The 18,124-nt window shown below is 60.2% G+C and carries 14 protein-coding genes; 6 read left to right on the top strand and 8 right to left on the bottom strand.

Annotated elements, in window-relative coordinates; translation table 11 throughout:
* Positions 1-100: 100 nt before the first annotated feature.
* On the bottom strand, positions 101-1,024 hold the full coding sequence (locus ACTG1K_RS13910) for a DMT family transporter (protein WP_213387101.1): 924 nt from the start codon (positions 1,022-1,024) through the stop codon (positions 101-103).
* A gap of 262 nt (positions 1,025-1,286) precedes the next feature.
* On the opposite strand from ACTG1K_RS13910, the gene ACTG1K_RS13915 reads away from it, so the two are divergent.
* From ACTG1K_RS13915 to ACTG1K_RS13930, 4 genes are all read left to right on the top strand, one after another.
* The gene (locus ACTG1K_RS13915) at positions 1,287-2,408 is read left to right on the top strand and encodes an ABC transporter substrate-binding protein (protein ID WP_236294555.1); all 1,122 of its coding nucleotides are present in this window, start codon (positions 1,287-1,289) and stop codon (positions 2,406-2,408) included.
* A 99-nt stretch (positions 2,409-2,507) separates the two neighbouring features.
* Entirely contained in the window at positions 2,508-3,560 is a 1,053-nt protein-coding gene (locus ACTG1K_RS13920; RefSeq protein ID WP_107683040.1) for a FecCD family ABC transporter permease, read from the top strand.
* A complete protein-coding gene (locus tag ACTG1K_RS13925) occupies positions 3,553-4,323 on the top strand; it encodes an ABC transporter ATP-binding protein (protein ID WP_107683041.1) in 771 nt (256 codons plus the stop codon). The genes ACTG1K_RS13920 and ACTG1K_RS13925 overlap by 8 nt, the downstream gene beginning before the upstream one ends.
* A gap of 55 nt (positions 4,324-4,378) precedes the next feature.
* On the top strand, positions 4,379-5,602 hold the full coding sequence (locus ACTG1K_RS13930) for an MFS transporter (RefSeq protein ID WP_440005774.1): 1,224 nt from the start codon (positions 4,379-4,381) through the stop codon (positions 5,600-5,602).
* Between the two features lie 153 nt (positions 5,603-5,755).
* On the opposite strand, the gene arcC is transcribed toward ACTG1K_RS13930, so the two are convergent.
* The 5 genes from arcC to ygeW form a co-directional block, all read right to left on the bottom strand.
* A complete protein-coding gene (gene arcC / locus ACTG1K_RS13935; protein ID WP_320545006.1) occupies positions 5,756-6,688 on the bottom strand; it encodes a carbamate kinase in 933 nt (310 codons plus the stop codon).
* 95 nt (positions 6,689-6,783) lie between these two features.
* Positions 6,784-8,208 (bottom strand): dihydropyrimidinase, encoded by a 1,425-nt coding sequence (hydA, locus tag ACTG1K_RS13940; RefSeq protein WP_440005776.1) that lies wholly within the window; start codon positions 8,206-8,208, stop codon positions 6,784-6,786.
* Positions 8,209-8,322: 114 nt separating this feature from the next.
* Positions 8,323-9,540, bottom strand: a complete 1,218-nt coding sequence (locus ACTG1K_RS13945) for a YgeY family selenium metabolism-linked hydrolase (RefSeq protein ID WP_236271385.1) — start codon at positions 9,538-9,540, stop codon at positions 8,323-8,325.
* A gap of 139 nt (positions 9,541-9,679) precedes the next feature.
* The gene (gene dpaL / locus ACTG1K_RS13950; protein WP_440005778.1) at positions 9,680-10,879 is read right to left on the bottom strand and encodes a diaminopropionate ammonia-lyase; all 1,200 of its coding nucleotides are present in this window, start codon (positions 10,877-10,879) and stop codon (positions 9,680-9,682) included.
* 137 nt (positions 10,880-11,016) lie between these two features.
* A complete protein-coding gene (gene ygeW / locus ACTG1K_RS13955; RefSeq protein WP_005336811.1) occupies positions 11,017-12,204 on the bottom strand; it encodes a knotted carbamoyltransferase YgeW in 1,188 nt (395 codons plus the stop codon).
* A 607-nt stretch (positions 12,205-12,811) separates the two neighbouring features.
* Between ygeW and ACTG1K_RS13960 the strand changes: the two genes are divergently transcribed.
* Positions 12,812-13,405 carry a hypothetical protein gene (locus ACTG1K_RS13960; protein WP_252412833.1) on the top strand — a complete coding sequence of 198 codons (594 nt, stop codon included), beginning with the start codon at positions 12,812-12,814 and terminating at the stop codon, positions 13,403-13,405.
* Between the two features lie 41 nt (positions 13,406-13,446).
* Here the strand turns inward: ACTG1K_RS13960 and ACTG1K_RS13965 are convergent, their stop codons facing one another.
* The gene (locus tag ACTG1K_RS13965) at positions 13,447-14,451 is read right to left on the bottom strand and encodes a Wadjet anti-phage system protein JetD domain-containing protein (RefSeq protein ID WP_440005780.1); all 1,005 of its coding nucleotides are present in this window, start codon (positions 14,449-14,451) and stop codon (positions 13,447-13,449) included.
* 212 nt (positions 14,452-14,663) lie between these two features.
* On the opposite strand from ACTG1K_RS13965, the gene ACTG1K_RS13970 reads away from it, so the two are divergent.
* On the top strand, positions 14,664-15,905 hold the full coding sequence (locus tag ACTG1K_RS13970; protein WP_440005782.1) for a lipase family alpha/beta hydrolase: 1,242 nt from the start codon (positions 14,664-14,666) through the stop codon (positions 15,903-15,905).
* 532 nt (positions 15,906-16,437) lie between these two features.
* Here ACTG1K_RS13970 and ACTG1K_RS13975 read toward each other — a convergent pair.
* A complete protein-coding gene (locus tag ACTG1K_RS13975) occupies positions 16,438-17,907 on the bottom strand; it encodes an inorganic phosphate transporter (RefSeq protein WP_376890460.1) in 1,470 nt (489 codons plus the stop codon).
* Between the last annotated feature and the right edge of the window lie 217 nt (positions 17,908-18,124).

Raw genomic sequence — 18,124 nt, forward strand, 5'->3', positions numbered from 1 at the left:
CCAAGCACAGTCAGACCACGCCATTGTAACTAGGGGCTGGTCCCCTGTCGCAGGCTCTTTTGAGTGCTGTTTATTGTGCCACTGGCAGCCCAGTCCCCCCTCAACCGTGCTTGATGCGGGTCTCCCCCGCCACCGATACCACGGAGCGCTTGCCCTTGCGGCTAATCACCAACAACGCCAGTACGATAAGGGCGATGCCGCTCCCCTCCACCGGCCCCGGATTTTCGCCGAGCAGCCACCAGGAGAGCAGCACGCCGGTCACCGGCACCGCCAGAGTGCTGAGGCTGGCAATACCCGCTGGCAGTTTTTTCAGCACGAAGAGCCAGAGACTCCAGGCGATGGCGGTGGCGAAGATGGCACTATAGGCCAGCGCCCCCATCACATAGGGCTGCCAGTCGATGGGGCGCTCCGGCACCAGCGCCGCCACCACGGCCATCACCAGGGTGGCGTAGATCATCTGCCAGGTGGTGAGGGACATCAAATCCACCGAAGGGTGGCGGGCATACATCCGCTTGGCGATGATGGCGCTGATCCCCCAACAGATGCCGGAGAGGATTGCCAAGAGGGCACTCTTGAGGGATTCAAGATGCAGCAACCAGGGCTGGATCACCAGCAGCAACCCGCAGGCCGCCACCCCGACCGCCAGATAGTGCAGCTTGCGCATCCGCTCGCCGAGAAAGAGCGCCGCGAAGATCACCACCCAGAACGGCATGGTGTAGCTCAGAATGGCCACCTTGCCCGCCCCGCCGCTGATCAGGGCCCACTGGGCCAGCCCCACCATGCCGCAGGTCTGGAACAGGGCGATGGCCAAGGTATAACGAAACGGGGTAGGTTTGAGATAACGGCGGCCACGCAAGGCCAGCACCAGCAACAACACCAATGAACCACACAAGCAGCGCAGAGCGGTGAACTCGAAGGCCCCCGCGTAGAGCATCACCTGCTTCATCACGATCCAGCTGTAACTCCAGATAGCGGTGAGCAGGACCAGTCCCCCCAACGCCGCCATATTGATCTTTGTGCTCATTACTCTGCCTTTTTGGCGCCTGTGCGCCTGCATGCCGGGCTAACCAGCCCCGAAATAAACCATCTTACTCTTGTGGGGGCCGACAGCCCAAACGTGCACGCCCCCTGAAGAGGGGCGTTGGCGAAGAACCTTGCCAAGGTGGGCCTCGAACGACCAACACGCTATATACCTCCCTTATGTGACCCCTGGTAAAATCGATTGCCATCATTAAACGCAAATGCTAATACTTCTCACCCCAAAATCCGTTCAAGGTTTTCACAAGATGTTTCGTCACCCCCTGGCAAAGTTGCTGCTGCTCGGTCAGCTCGCCCTGATGAGCTGGATGGCGCAGGCAAATCCCCCGGTTGAAGTAGAAGATGTGATGGGCCGCAAGGTCTCCCTCAGCCTGCCGGCCAGCCGTATCGTGCTCGGTTTCTATCCCGAGGATTATCTGGCCGTGGCCGGTGAAGGCGGCGCCGATCGGCTGGTGGGCATGTCCCGTGGCTGGTTCGTCAAGTCCCGCCCCGCCATCTGGTCGCTCTATGTCGCCAGCCTGCCGCAACTAGCCAAGGTGCCTGACCTTGGCAATGTGCAGGATCAGAGCTTCTCCATCGAGAAGACCCTGGCGGTCAAGCCCGATCTGCTGATCCTGGCACAGTGGCAATATGAGGCTCTCGGCCCGGATCTGCCACGCTTCGAACAGGCCGGGATCCCGGTGGTGGTCATCGACTACAACGCCCAGACCCTGGAGCGCCACATGGCGAGCACCTTGCTGCTGGGCAAGGTGACAGGCCAAGAAGCTCGTGCCCAACAGATGGCCGACGAATACAAGGCCAAGATTGACATCATCACTTCCCGCGTTGCCAACGCGAAGCGCCAGCTCCCCCGGGTCTATATCGAGCTGGGGGACAAGGGACCTGCAGAATACAGCTACACCTATGGCAAGGACATGTGGGGCGCGATGGCCCTGCTGGCCGGGGGTGACAACGTCGCGGCTCCCTTCGTCGAGCGCTGGGGCCCCATCCATCCTGAGCAACTGCTGGCGAGCAAACCCGAGGTCATCCTGATGGCGGGCTACGAGAGCGTGAGCAGCGCAGAGGCGATGCAGGTCGGCCAGGATGTGTCGGCCGAGACCGTGCGCCAGCGTCTGCAGGGCTTTGCCGCCCGCCCGGGCTGGAGCGAGTTGCCCGCAGTGCAGCAGGGTCGCCTCTATGCGGTCTATCACGGCGCCACCCGCAGCATCATGGATGCCGCGCTCATTGAGTTCATGGCCAAGGCCCTCTACCCGGATCTGTTCCAGGATCTCGATCCCCTGGCCACCTATCAGGGCTTCTACCAGCGCTATCTGCCCATCCGCCCCCAGGGCACCTTTATGCTGGGCATCAAGCAGGGTGACGCAAACTGAATCCGGTCGTTCGGGCTTTGCCTGTCTAGGCAAAGCCCTCTTCATCCCTCTTTCACCCTTGTGGGCGCCTCTCATGGCGCCCGTTTCAGGATTGTCATCATGAATGATTTGGCTGCCCTCCAGCAGACCCTCGCCCGCCAGCGGCAACGGGAGCGCCGTCGCGGGCACTGGCTCCTGCTGCTCACCCTGGTGCTGTGCATTACCCTGGTTCTCGACATCGCCACCGGCCCCTCTCTGCTGCCACTGGGCGAAGTGGTCGATGCCCTGCTCGCCCCCGCCCAGGCAGATCCCATGACCCGCACCATAGTCCATGACATGCGCCTGCCCATCGCCCTGATGGCGCTGGTGGTCGGTGCGGCGCTGGGCCTTGGCGGCGTCCAGATGCAGACTCTGCTGGATAACCCGCTGGCCAGCCCCTACACCCTGGGGCTCGCTGCCGCAGCGGGGCTCGGTGCCGCACTGGCGCTCTATACCGGCGGTCTTGGGCTCCCTCCTCTGATTGCCATTCCGGCTGGCGCCTTCATCCTCTGCATGTTTGCCGCGAGCCTTTTATTTGGCCTGGCCATGATGCGCCATGTCAGCAGCCAGACCCTGATCCTGGCGGGCATCGCCCTGCTGTTCCTGTTCCAGTCCCTGCTCTCCCTGCTGCAGTTTCTCTCCTCCCCCGAGCTCAACCAGCAGATCCTGTTCTGGCTGTTTGGCAGCCTGATGCGCACCACCTGGGACTCCCTGATCATCACCGCCACCGTCACCCTGATCTGCACCCTGCTCATCTACCGGGATGCCTGGGCCCTCACCAGCCTGCGTCTGGGGGAGGCCCGCGCCCGCAGCCTCGGGGTCAACGTGGACAGACTGCGCATGAAGACTCTGGTACTGGTCGCCCTGCTCACCGCCACTGCCACCAGTTTCGTCGGTGTCATCGGCTTCGTTGGCCTGGTGGCGCCCCATATTGCTCGCATGTTGGTGGGGGAGGATCAGCGCTTTCTTATCCCGCTCTCGGCCCTGTGCGGCGCCTGCATGCTCTCGGCGGCCTCGGTGCTCTCCAAGTCCATTATTCCAGGGGCCCTCTTTCCCATCGGCATCGTCACCGCTCTGATTGGCGTGCCCTTCTTCATCTGGTTGATCCTCGGCAGGGGGCGTAAACGTGCTTGAAATATCCCGACTCACCCTCTCCCTCGGCCAGCAGACCCTGCTGCGAGAGCTCAACCTCACCCTGCATCCGGGTCAGGTCCACGTGATCATCGGTCCGAACGGTACCGGCAAGACCTCCTTGATGCGCACCCTCTTTGGTGAACTGACCCCGGATGGCGGCGATATCCGCCTGGGGGGCCAGAGTGCCCGCCAGATGACGCAGGCCAAGTGGCGCCAGCAGTTTGGCTACATGCCCCAGAACATCCAGCTGGAGCTGGACTTGAGCGTCATCGAAGTGGTGGTACTCGGTCGCCTCGACAGCCTCTCCATGCGTCTGGCGGATGAGGACATCCTGGCGGCGGGCCGCGCCTTGCAGGCGCTCGGCATCGCCCATCTAGCGGATCGCCCCCTCTACTCCCTGAGCGGCGGCCAGCGGCAGATGGTGCTGTTTGCCCAGGTGCTGCTACGCGATCCCCGCATCATGATGCTGGACGAGCCGGTCAGCGCCCTGGATCTGCACCACCAGATGCAACTGATGGAGCACCTGTGTCAGCAGACCCGCGAGCAGCAGTGGATCACCCTGGTGGTGCTGCACGATCTCAACCTCGCCGCCCAGTTTGCCGATCAGCTGATCGTGCTGGCAGACGGCGATCTGCAGGCCTTCGGCCCCCCCGCCCGGGTGCTCGACGCGGCCCTCATCGAGCGCCTCTACCATGTGCCGGTGGAGATAAGCCACGATCAGCGCGGCATCCCCTTCCTCAGAACCGTGCGAAAGGCGTCATGACAGAGCGCAGCACAACCCCGGCGGCCCCCTCCCGACATACTAACGGGAGGCGAAGATGAACGGCGCCTCCTACTGGCGGGACTGGCAGGGCATGAGCCCGGCGGCCCGCCTGCTTATCACTAACGGGCTGGCCTTCAACCTCGGTTTCTACATGATGATGCCCTTCCTCGCCCAGCACATGGGTAGCGGACTGGGTCTCGCCGGTTGGGCCTGTGGCCTCGTCATGGGGATGCGGGTCTTCAGCCAGCAGGGGCTCTTTCTCTTGGGGGGTACCCTTGGGGATCGCATCGGCTATCACCCCGCCATCGTCTGGGGCTGCCTGGTGCGCTCGGTCGGTTTTGTGCTGCTGGGCCGGGCCGAGTCGCTGCCCATCCTGCTGCTGGCCGCAGCCCTCACCGGCTTTGCGGGGGCGCTGTTCACCCCTTGCGCCCAAGCGTACCTTGCCAGCGAATGCCACAACCCGAGCCAGCGTCAGCGCGCCTTTGCCCTGCACAATCTCGCCAGCGAGGCGGGCATGCTGCTCGGGCCCTTGGTCGGCCTGACTCTGACCCAGCAGAGTTATACCCTGACCGGCTTGTTGGCGGCTAGTCTGTTCGCCCTGCTCGGCGTGCTGCAATACCGGGTTCTGCCCAAACGCCCGGTGAGCCACCAGAGTCCGCGTGGCGCCATTTTGCGCCAATGGAGAGAGATAGTGCGCCAGCGCTCATTTATCGTGTTTACCCTGCTGGCGGGCAGCTACCAGATCCTGTTCCACCAGCTCTATCTCGCCCTGCCCGCCCATATCCAGAGCCTGCCGGACGCCACCCACCTGCTCGGCGGCGTCTTTACCCTCTCGGCGGTGATCGGCGTCCTGCTCCAGCTACCAGCCTCCCGTCTGGTAGAGAGGCGCATGGGAGTGCCGCTCGCCATGGGGTTGGGTATCGGGATGATGGGCTTGAGCTACCTGGCTCTACCGCTGCTGGCACCTTGGCCGACGGTAGGCGTATTGACGCAGGTAGCCCTGCTATCGCTCGGATCCATTCTCTGCTTCCCGCTCTTTGCCGCCCAACTGCCCCGCTACGCCCCTCCCGAGCAGCTCGGCAGCTACTACGGCTTCTATGCCAGCGCTGGCGGCTGCATGGCGCTCTTTGGCAACCTGCTCATCGGTTTTATGTTGGGGGATGCGGGCAGCCGCCCCGCCACAGTCATCTGGCTGCTGCTGGCGATGTTTGGTTTGCTCGCCGGTATCGGCCTCTACAGGTTTCTGCCAGCCACAAAACCCGGTCGCCACTCCAACTAGCCCCATTGCCACTCCCACAGAGCGGTTCATCTGGCCTGCAGAACACGATCGACAGTGATGATCCGTCACCGCCATCCCAATAAAACTGAGTGTGGAGCCAAGGCTCCACACTCTATCAGGGGGCCGCATGCCCCTGTGGGTCAGTACGCATGATTACAGGCTGATCACGGTACCGGTCTTGCCAGCGATCCCCTCGGCTGCCTTTTCCAGCTGGGTGATCAGGGATTTGCGCCCCTGCAGGGAGGTGGCGAACGAGAGCGCCGCCTCCACCTTGGGCAGCATGGAGCCCTTGGCAAACTGTCCCTGCTCGATAAAGCACTGGGCATCCCCCACGCTCAACTGATCGAGCCACTGCACATCGGGCTTGCCAAAGTTGATGGCGACCTTCTCTACCGCGGTAAGGATGATCAGCATGTCGGCGTCGATAAGCTCCGCCAGCTTGGCACTGGCCCAATCCTTGTCGATCACCGCACTGGCACCGCGCAGGTGATTGCCCTCCCGCAGCACCGGAATGCCGCCGCCACCGACGGTGATCACCACCTGACCGGCGGCCAGCATGGCAGAGACGGTCTCTTTCTCGATGATATCTACGGGTTTGGGAGATGCGACCACTCTGCGATAGCCACGGCCGGCATCCTCTTTGAGCCGCTCGCCCTTGGCCATCAGCGCCTCGGCCTCCTCCTTGCTGAAGAAGCCGCCGATGGGCTTGCTCGGGTCAAGGAAGGCGGGATCGTTTTTATCCACCTCAACCTGGGTCACCAGAGTGGCAACCGGCTTGTGGATGCCGCGTTCCAGCAGGGCTTCACGCAGGGCATTTTGCAGGTCATAACCGATATAACCCTGACTCAGGGCCACGCAGACCGACATGGGCAGATGGGGGGATTTGGGCTCGTGGCGAGCCGCCACCTCGAACGCCTGCTGAATCATCCCCACCTGCGGCCCGTTGCCGTGGGTCACCACCACCTCGTGCCCCTGGGCGATCAGGTCGGCGATAGTGTGCGCCGTGCTCTGCACCGCCTTCATCTGCTCGGGCAGGTTGTTGCCCAGCGCATTGCCGCCAAGGGCCAGTACGATTCTCTGTTTCATCTTGTTATCTCCAGTGATGGGACAAGCCGGCGCAATACCGGCCCACCTTTCGTTGTTCACATAAGCTTGCTGATTTGCGTGTTTCGAACGGATTGTCAGCCTGCAACTGTGGGGCAAGGCGAGTGCAGCTCCGGCGCCAACGCCGGATCAAAGGGCGCTCTGGCCAGAAAACGGCCGTGACCACGCAGCCCCAGAAACTCGCCATCGCGAGCGACTATCTCGCCACGGCTCAGGGTCATCCTGATCCGGCCCAGGCAGTGCATCCCCTCGTAGGGGCTGTAGTCGCCGTTGTCGTGCAACTGTTGATGGGAAATCAGGGTGTCACCACGGGGATCCATGATCACCAGATCGGCGTCAGACCCCGGTTGCAGGTTGCCCTTGCGCGGCCAGAGGCCAAACAGGCGCGCCGGGTTGGCGCTGGTGAGAGCTACAAAGCGTGATGGCAAGATGCGCCCCCCCAATACCCCGTGGGCAAACAGCAGCAGCATCCGGTTTTCGACCCCGGGCAAGCCGTTGGGGCAGCGGCTGAAATCGCCCCCCGAGAGGGTCATGCGCTGGGCGTGGGAGAAGTTGCAGTGATCGGTCGCCACCGTATCGATGTCACCAGCAGCGATACCGACCCACAGCTTGTCCTGCTCGCGGCGCGAGCGCAGCGGCGGGCTCAGCAGATAGTCGACCCCGTTCTCCCTGTAATAACACTGCTCATCGAGCAGCAGATATTGCGGGCAGGTCTCCACCCAGACCGGCTGACCCTGACGACGCGCCAGTTTCAGATACTCCAGTCCCAAGCCATTGGAGAGGTGGACGATATAGAGCGGCGCATTGCCAGCGAGCCCCGCCAGATTGATCATCCGGGCGATCGCCTCCGCCTCGCACTCCAGCGGGCGGCTTTGCGGGTGATACCAGGGCTCATGATGGCCAGCGGCGAGCAGTGCCGCACGGCGCGCCGCGATGGCGGCGTCATTTTCGGGATGGACGGTAGCAAGCGCCCCCACCTCCTTGAGGCGGGCCAGGGCGCGCAGCACGTCATGGTCCCCCAGCTTGTACTGGTAGGTGAGGTAGAGCTTGAAGCTGCTGATCCCCTCCTCCTGCACCATGGCGGCCATCTCGTGGAGGATGGCGTCATCCACATGCTGGATCACGCCGTGAAAGCTGTAGTCGATCACCGCCTGATCGGCGGCGTAATCGTGATAACGGGCCAGCTGGTGATGCAGATTGCACCCCGCCGGGCCAAATCCCATGTGGTCGACGATAGTGGTGGTGCCACCACAGGCGGCGGCACGGGTACCGCTGAAGAAGTCATCGCAACTGCGGGCAATCCCCACATTGATGTTGAAGTGGGTGTGGACGTCGATGCCACCCGGCATCACGTAACAACCGCTGGCATCGATCACGTCGGTCTCGCCATCGGGCTGGATAGCGGCGGCGCGGGCGCGGATCACCCCGTGCTCGATCAGCAGATCCTGACGATATTCACCCTGTGCATCGACCAGCACACCGTTTTTGATCAGCCGTTTCATTCCCACCACCTCGAACATCACTTCAAACAGCAAAGCCCCGCCTCAACACAGACGGGGCACTTGCCACACTTGCGACAGCCGGGCGGCGATGGCAGCCACCACCCGGCAGACCCCTTACTTGTCCAGCTCGGCCAGATAGAGCATGGGGATCACGGCGTACATGGCGGCGCACTTGACCAGATGCTCTTTCCAGGTCTTCTCGTTCGGTGCGTGGGCCTCCGGCTCTTTACCCGGGCCAAAACCGATGACCGGAATACCGTGACGGCCCATGATGGAGACCCCGTTGGTCGAGAAGGTCCACTTGTCCACCACCGGCTCCTTGTTGAACAGCTCGCGATAAGCCTTTGAGAGGGTTTTGACGGTGATGTGATCCTCTTCCACCTTCCAGGTCGGGAAGTAGCACTCGGTCGGGTAGACCAGACCGGTATAGGCCGGACGATCGTACTGATACATGGAGACCTCGGCACCGGCGGCTTGCACCGCTGGCAGGGCGCGGATCTCGTCGAGCGCCCCTTGCCAGGTCTCGCCCCAAGTCAGACGACGGTCGATGGAGACGGCGCAGCTGTCTGCCACGGCGCAGCGGCTTGGCGAAGTGAAGAAGATCTCGGAGACGGTCAGGGTGCCCTTGCCGAGGAAGTCGTCATGACCGAGGTTGTGGCTGAGCTCCTGCAATTCGCCGAGGATCGGGCCCATCTTGAAGATGGCGTTGTCACCGCGCTCCGGCGCAGAGCCGTGGCAGCTGACCCCCTGCACCTCGATGCGGATCTCCATGCGGCCACGCTGGCCACGGTAGATCTGGCAGTCGGTGGGTTCGGTACTGACCACGAACTCGGGGCGGATCTTGCTCTGCTCGATGATGTACTGCCAGCAGAGGCCGTCGCAATCCTCCTCCTGCACGGTACCGGTCACCAACAGGGTGTACTGATCTTCCAGCCCCAGATCCTTGATGATCTTGCCCGCATAGACCATGGAGGCCATGCCACCTTCCTGATCGGAGGCGCCGCGACCACCGATGATCTCGTGATCTTCCATCCCCTCATAGGGGTCGAACTTCCAGTTGGCCATGTTGCCGACGCCCACGGTATCGATGTGGGCATCCATGGCGATCAGGTGCGGGCCGTGGCCGATATAGCCCAGCACGTTGCCCATGGGGTCGATCTCGACCTTGTCAAAGCCAACCTTCTCCATCTCCTGCTTGATGCGCAGCACGACGCGCTCTTCATCGCAGCTCTCGCTCGGGATGGCGATCATGTCGCGCAGGAACTGACTCATCTCGGCCTTGTACTGGTAGGCCTTCTCCAACACCATTTCAAACGGAATTTGCTTGCTCATTGTGATTCTCCATAACAACTGAGAGTGCGTGGCCTGTTCGTCGGCAGCGCCCTGTGCCCGTTACCGCGCCCCGTTGGCGAGGCGCGATCAATGCTTCAATTCGAGTCTCTGCTCTCGCAGGGATTACTCACAGCCGGGGTTAATCGCAGGCAGGATGTTTGCCTTCCCACACCACTTCCCGGTAGTGCTTCACATCGGTGTCCCCTTCGGTGTTGATGATGAGTACCACCGAGTTGCTATCCAGCCCCAGACGTTCCATCAGCGCCGCGCGATCCGGGTGGTGGCGCACTGCCGCCAGCACGCCGGTACCAACCGAGCCGGACTCACCGGAGATGATGCGGGGGTCATTGCCAAGAGGGTTGCCCAGCACCCGCATGCCCAATGCCGACACCTTGTCGTGGCAGGAGATAAACTGGGTGGTGCAGCTCTTGAGCAGCGGCCAACCAAGCGGATTGGGTTCGCCACAGGCGAGACCGGCCATGATGGTGCGCATGTCGCCCCCCACGTTGACCATCTCCCCCGCCACGCCGGAGCGGTAGATGCAGTCGGCCTGATCCGGCTCGACGACTATGCTGTGCAGGTTTTTCGCCCCGAAACAGTCCACCAGATAACCGAGCACGCCGCCCGCCAGCGCACCTACGCCAGCCTGCAGCAGCACGTGGGTGGGCTGCTTGATGCCCATGGCCTGCATCTGCTCGACCGCTTCGTCGGCCAGAGTGGAGTAACCCTGCATGATCCAGGTCGGGATCTTGGTGTAGCCCTCCCAGGCGGTGTCCTGCACTATGTGCCAACCGCGCTCTTCGGCCATCTTCATAGTCAGGCGCACGGTATCGTCGTAGTTCATGTCGGTGACGATGCACTCGGCACCGAGGTTGAGGATGTGATCCACCCGCTCCTGCGCCGAGCCCTTGGGCATGTAGACCACCGCATGCTGGCCCACCTGCTTGGCGGCCCAGGCAACGCCGCGACCGTGGTTGCCATCCGTGGTGGTGGCGAAGGTCATCGGCTCCTTGATGGTGCGTTTGATGAGATCGAAGGAGAAATCCTCGATGGCCACCCCGTATTTTTCACAGAGCAGGTTGGCGATGGCATAAACGCCACCCAGCATCTTGAAGGCATTAAGGCCAAAGCGCTTTGACTCGTCCTTGACCAATATATTTTTCACCCCGATATAGGCGGCCAGATCTTTCAGGTCGCACAATGGGGTCGGCTCATAACCGGCCAATTTTTTATGAAAAGCGCGAGCCTTTTGTGCTTCAACACGGGAAAACAGCGGTGATGGCTCGGCGGTAAAAAAGCGGTTATCGGCAATATCCATCTTCAGCGAAAATTGGGACATGCTTACCTCACTAGGCGTTACCTGACAAAGAGCTGCCTCGCCGGGAGATCCGTTATTCAGATACCACGGGGAGAAAACTCGAAATAATGGGTTCGACAGCGTGGGCAGGATGAATATTCACCCTGCCCTGCCGTTATTTATTTCACCCGCTTTTGCGCCTCTTTAATCAGATTTTCCAGGGTTTCTGCCGGGGCGGAGAATTTACGGGCCATGATCATGGCGGCGATAATATAGGGCTTCCAGCTCGCCTCTTTATAAGTGGCGATACGATATTTCTCGAATACCCCTTCGGTTACTTCGCCCTCTTTACAGGAGACACCGGAAATATCGGCCGGGAGGCAGTGCATATAGAGCGCCTCGCCCCCCTTGGTGAGCTTCATCATCTCCTCGGTGCAGTGCCAATCCTTGTGCTTGGCGTTCTGCTCAAGGCAATGTTTCTCCAGCTCTTTGAGGCCGGCGTGGTCATTGGCGCGCAGCAACTCGGTGCGCTGCTCCATCACCTTGTAGGGGGCCCAGGACTTGGGATAGACGATATCAGCATCCTTGAACGCCTCTTCCATGGAGGTGACCTGACGGAAGCTGCCGCCGGAGGCCTTGGCATTCTCCTTGGCCACTTCGATCACGTCCGGGATCAGGTCATACCCTTCCGGATGGGCCAGGGTCACGTCCATCCCAAAGCGTGTCATCAGGCCGATGATGCCCTGCGGCACGGAGAGCGGCTTGCCGTAGCTGGGGGAGTAAGCCCAGGTCATGGCAATCTTCTTGCCCTTGAGGCTCTCCAGGCTGCCGAAGTGCTCCTGCAACCAGGCGAGATCAGCCATGGACTGGGTCGGGTGATCAATGTCGCACTGCAGGTTGACCAGCGCCGGACGCTGGGGCAGCACCCCCTTCTCGAACCCTTCATCCAATGCGGCGCCCACTTCGCGCATATAGGCGTTGCCGGCACCGAGGAACATGTCGTCACGGATGCCGATGGCATCGGCGCAAAACGAGATCATGTTGGCGGTTTCACGGACGGTCTCACCGTGGGCGATCTGGGATTTGCCCTCATCCAGATCCTGCTGGGCCAGACCGAGCAGGTTCAGGGCAGAGGCGTAAGAGAAGCGGGTTCGGGTGGAGTTATCGCGGAAAACCGAGATACCGAGCCCGCTGTTAAACAGTTTGGTGCAGATATTTTCGGCGCGCAGGGTCTTGAGGGATTCGGCCAGTTTCAATACCAGCTCCAGCTCCTGAGGCGTTTGCTCCCAGGTCAGCAGAAAATCTTTTTCATGCAGGTTGGATTTGAGTGCTCTGATCTCTTTGATTAATTCGTTAACTGCTTTCATCGTTCGCCCCAATCATTGGATGAGATATGGATAGCTCCCCTTTCACTCACGATGTCACCAGCATCCCGGTTGTGGGTGAGCGCGTCGGTTAGCGTCGATGTAAGGCAATCAATAAGCGTGCCAAACTACAAAAATGCAGGAAGATATTAATAAATGGCGAAAGTGTGTGATGCAGAGCACAAAAGTGGCGGCTATTTCAGCGGTTTATTCCATAAAGAGGTGCGCGGATCAGCCAAGCCATAAAATAGCCGAGTGATAATAATCAGAGGCAATATCCCTCCGCCGGTGAGAATTATCATCAATGGTCAGTTTCAAGGGCTGAAATGATATCAGCGGGGCTGTCGTTATCATTATGATAATGCCGTGCAGCGACTTAATCTTTTGTTACGACCTCTTCTGCAGAAATGTCTCGGCCATCTCGCCTCCCCTGCACTCCCGTATCACCTCTCGCCTTATCTTCCGGCCACATCGCTGGGCGCGGTTGGCCCAAGGTGCTAACGTGAATACGCCAGCTGCGCATCTGTATCGGATGCTCAGGAGAGGCCGACGTTCACTGCCGCAACTGCGCGGGTGAACCTGCATGACTTACATCTTTGAGGGATTATCTATGTCCAGGAATGCTGCTCTGCTCATCACCCTGACCCTGCTCGGTATCACCCCTGCCCACGCCATCAGCGCCAAATATGCCGAGCAACTGGAGCACTCCGGCTGCACCCAGGTCACCGAGGCGCAAGGCTGTGACATTCACAAAACCAAAGCGGAAAATGCCAAGGCGGGATTTGGCGCGGCCGCCCCGGCCGCGGAGGGCGGTCTGAATCTGAGCTATGAGCAGAAGCTGGAGCGCTCGGGCTGCACTCAGGTGAGCGAGCTCAATGGCTGCGATATCAACAAAACCAAGGCTGAGAACGCGGCTTCCAGTGTTGGCAATGCTCCGGCCGCGGCAACCAACGGCAGCCCCTATGCGGGCAACTGGATCGCCACCTTCCCCCAAACCGGCGCCACCGTGGCCAATATCCGCATCGATGGCAAGGATCAGGTGTGGGTCAACGACAAGAAGGTCAATGCCAAGAAATCCGATGGCGCGCTGGTGTTCAAGGATGGCATGGTCATCTACACCATTCAGGGGGATCGCCGCATCAAGGGTGAAGATGGCTGGGTCGATAATGATGCCGGCACCAAGGGGCCCATCAACGCCAAGTAAACAGCTGACCACAAAATGACGGGGAGCGCGGGCTCCCCGTTTCACCCCTGATTGCCCATCGCTTCCAATGACCAGCTCCGCCAGTGAGGGGCCAGAATCAATACCTCCTGTTCCAGCCAAGTCCCGTCTGTGATCAGTTTCTCAAGCCAGGGAACGCCTGCCGGCGTGCCATGACCATCAACCTGATCAGCCTGCGTCGCCACACGCCAGGGCACCTTGCCACTGTCCGTCGCAAATGTGCGAACAGGGCGGGCATAGTGCTCCAGATAAGGTTGCAACTCACAGGGAAGCCAGAGCATGGCCGGTCGATTTAGCTCGCGCGCCAGCTCGATGGCAATATCGATACCCCGTTGATCGAGATCGCCAAAATGGGCCCACTGCACACCCGCAGGCAGCAGCGGGATCAGCTGTTTGGCCAGGGTAGTATTGCGACCGGGGGCAAAGAGCAGCAGTTGCCCGGGTTGCAGCGGGTAGTCGACAAAGGCACCCTTGTTCTCCACCGTAATGACCCGCTCCCCCTGCCAGCCGATGGCAGCCAGCGTGCCCAGAGTCCGCTCCGGCAACGCCAACTCTCCCAACAACGCCATCATTACAGTCATATCGTGCTGCTGACCCTGCAGATCGACCAGTGAGAGCGGTTCGAGGGTACGGATGCGGATCACCTCATCCTGCGTGAGCGACAATTCCGCAAGCTGTGGCGCGGCAAGGGATGCTGACCGCGAATGCTTGCTGTCCCCATGCCAGAGGGCATAAAAGCAGGCCTGATTGAACCGTGCAGGCAAACTCACTCCCATTCGTTGCAACTGCTCACGCTTGTCCGGTTCAGGGGGCGCTGCCCGAGCCAGTTGTCCGGTCAGATAAGTCCGCCCCGCTTCGGTCAATATATGACGGGCACTGCGCCCAACTGACTCGACTCCGCCCACCGCCTGCAACAACTCCTTCAACTCGCGGCCATGCCGACTCTCAAGGGAGCACCCCTTCTCGTTCTGGCTATCGAGCAACTTTGCACAGAGCGCCTGTATCTGCACCTCATCAAACAGCGACATCCTCACCTCTCCATGTGGCTTCATATGACGAAGTAGAGGTGATTTTCCCTGTCATTACCGTGACCGGCTTCGCAAGCGGTTCTTATCAGCCCCGCCATGCATAGCCCGTTACTGGTAAACCCGCCACAAAGGGCGCAAGCTGGTTTGATATAGAGATACGCTGCGCTCTTCGCGGCACGACAACGCGATACCCGTTTTCACAAGGGCTTGCCATGACCGACGCCACAGACCCATCGCCATCATCTTCCTGGCATCTTTCGGATATCCGCGAGCTGGCGCACCTGCTGACTCTGGCGCTGCCCGCCGCGGTAGAGATCACCGAAGCGGTACATCAGGCGGTACTGAGCGGTATGGGGCTCAAGGGACGGGATGAGGGAAAAACAGCCGGGATCACCGGGCTGGTCTACAAGGGGGTACATGGCGCCGCCAACACCCTGAGCAGCGGCATCAACGAACTGCTCAGCCGCCTGCCAGCCACACCGCCACCCCACCAGATCCCCGAACCCCCGAAACGTGCAGCCCTGATCGCCACGCTCAACGGCGTGTTGGGGGACAAGCTGGTCGAACACCACAATGCCCTCGCCACCCCCATGACCCTGCGCTATCAGGGCAAGCCCCTCGATTGGCAAGCGATACCGGAGGATCTACTCCGCGAGGGACGGGTGCTGCTGATGATCCATGGCCTCTGCATGAACGATCTGCAGTGGCAGACCGAGCACCAAGGCAAGCCGGTCAATCACGGGGAGCAACTTGCTGCCGCGCTTGGCTATCAGCCTCTTTACCTGCGCTACAACTCGGGCCTGCCCATTGCACAAAACGGGCAGGCGCTGGCCCTGTTGCTGGAACAGCTGTTCGCCCACTGGCCGGGAGAGCTCAAAGAGATAACGATAATGGGCTACAGCATGGGTGGACTGGTTGCCCGTAGCGCCTGCCACCATGCCGGCGTGGCCGGGCTCACCTGGCCTGTACGCCTTGCCAATCTGATCTTTCTAGGCACACCACACCACGGCGCGCCGCTCGAACACGCCGGACACTGGCTGGAGCAGTTGCTGCCCGCCACAGCCTACAGCGAACCCTTCGTCAAGCTGGCGCGGCTGCGCAGTGCAGGCATCAAGGATCTGCGCCACGGCAAGGTGATCGACGAAGTGGCCCAACCCGACCCCGCCGTGCCCTTGCGCGATCCCCGCGTTCCACTCCCCTTGCCCTGCAGCGTCAACTGTTATGCCATTGCCGCGACCACTGCCACCAAGCGCAGCCTGCTGGCCGACCGGCTGATTGGCGATGGACTGGTGCCGCTACGCAGCGCCCTCGGTCAGCACAACGAAGCGCGCCATCAGCTGGCTTTTCTTCCTGCCCATACCCTGATTGTCTATCACACCAGTCATATGGCCCTGCTCAGCAGCCCGCAGGTTGGCCAGCAACTGCTGCGTTGGCTCAGCCCCTTGCAGTTATAGCGAGCTGGCTATTAAAGCAACAGAGTGCTGGCTCACAAAGGAGTCGCATGGCACCCCAAGACGTCAAAGGAATGAATCGTCCCCAGTTCCCTAGACACCTCATAGACCTCAAACGAGACCAATATAGAGCTCACCTTTTTCAATCTGCTCGACCAACGTCAGTTTAGACGTCAGCGAGTCATCGCGCGGTGTCAGTTTCACACCTTATCCCATAGGACTGTCCATTTATTGGGGGAAAGATGTAAACCGTATTCAGGAGGGGACAGGAAACACAAAAAAGGGCCCGCAGGCCTAATGCCAGTCAGTTAAGCACTTTTATGACTAAATATTCAAGATATTGAATATCAAAAGTAGCTCCATGATTAAGGAGTCAAGTTGGTTCCAACCCTTGCCCTGACTGGCATGCAATAAAAAGAGGGAGGCATCATGCCTCCCTCACTCGTTAGCCCTTATCCCCCGCGGGTTGGGACTCAAATTCTCTTAACTGACTTGCATTAGCCCGCAGGCCCTTTATCGAATATGGTATTGGCATTTAGCCAAACAGATGCTGGCTGACGATGAACAGGCCACCGGAGAGCAGCATGGTCAACGGCAGAGTCAATACCCAGGCCATCAGGATGGTCTTGATGGTCTGGCTCTGCAGGCCGGATTTGTTGGCAATCATGGTCCCCGCCACCGCAGAAGAGAGGATGTGGGTGGTGGACACCGGCATACCGGTCAGACTGGCGACCCCGATGGAGGTTGCAGCCGTGATCTGGGCCGCAATGCCCTGGCTGTAGGTCATGCCGGTGGTGCCGATCTTCTCGCCCACGGTATGAACGATACGACGCCAGCCCACCATGGTGCCGCAACCCAGCGCCAGTGCGATGGAGACGATCACCCAGGTCGGTGCGTATTCAGCGGTCGCGGTCAGATCCTTGCGCCATTTGGCCAGATCGGTCAGCTCCTTGGCGGGCAGCGGCAGCTTGGCAGCCTTGCGGGCAGTGTCATCGATACAGAGCAGCAGACGACGCACTTCGCGGCGGTCGGTCAGGCTCATCTGATCATAAGTACGCACGGCACCCAGACGGGCATCCAGGGTGGCCATCGCCTGCAGCACGCCATCTGCGGAGCAGTGGGTCATCAGCTCTTCCTGAGCCGTTGCCGGTGCAGAGAAGTTGATGACGCCAGAGAGGGCGGACTGGTTACGCTGGTATATCTCCATGATGCGCTGGTTGGCATCCTGGGTCCGATCCAGGTCATAAGCGCGGCTGTTCATGTCCAGCGCGAAATAGGCGGGCGCCATGCAGATCAGCACCAGCATCACCAGACCGATCCCCTTCTGGCCATCGTTGGAGCCGTGCACGAAGCTGACGCCCATGGCCGAGGCCACCAGGGTAAGACGCGCCCAAAACGGCGGGTGCTTCTTGCCATCCACCAGCTGACGCTCTTCCGGTGTTTTGTGGATCTTGTTGCTGGTCCAGATGCGTTTCATTGCCAGCAGCAGCAGTGCCGCGATGATGAAACCTATGGTGGGAGAGATGATGAGGGAAAGCATGATGTCGATCGCTTTGCCCACGTTGATCCCTTCTGTCACCGGTTTATGGGTGATCCAGGCATAGGCGCCGCCTACCCCCAGAATGGAACCGATCAAGGTATGTGAACTGGAGGCCGGGATCCCGAAGAACCAGGTGCCCAGGTTCCACACGATGGCGGAAAACAGCAAGGAGAAGACCATGATCAACCCTTGGGTGGAGTCCATCCCAAGCAGCAGGTCGATGGGCAGCAGATGGACAATGGCATAGGCCACACCCAGACCGCCGAACATGACACCAAAAAAGTTGAAGATCCCCGATGCAACGACCGCCAGGTGAGCTGGCATCGCCTTGGTATAGATAACCGTTGCTACCGCGTTGGCGGTATCGTGAAAGCCGTTGATAAATTCATAGGCAAGCACAAAAAAAACGGCCAATACCAAACCGATTGACCACCACAAACCCAAACCACTAAACATTTCAAACATAAAAAAAAGCCTGTTTATGAGTTGCGGCGGATTATGCCAGATGGCGGCCAACACCATAGCCACCATTGAAATATTTCAGCCATAAAAAAAAAGAGCTTTTTGGAAAAAAATATCCTAGAGCCAGTCCTCATGCGGCTTGCCATCGATTAATTAAAGCCGTCAATGATTGCGGAAAAGGGCAAAAATAGCTGATAATTAAGCCAATAATTTCATTTTT

This window comes from Aeromonas sp. 102P (genome assembly GCF_051920345.1).
In the GTDB taxonomy this organism is placed as follows: domain Bacteria; phylum Pseudomonadota; class Gammaproteobacteria; order Enterobacterales; family Aeromonadaceae; genus Aeromonas; species Aeromonas veronii.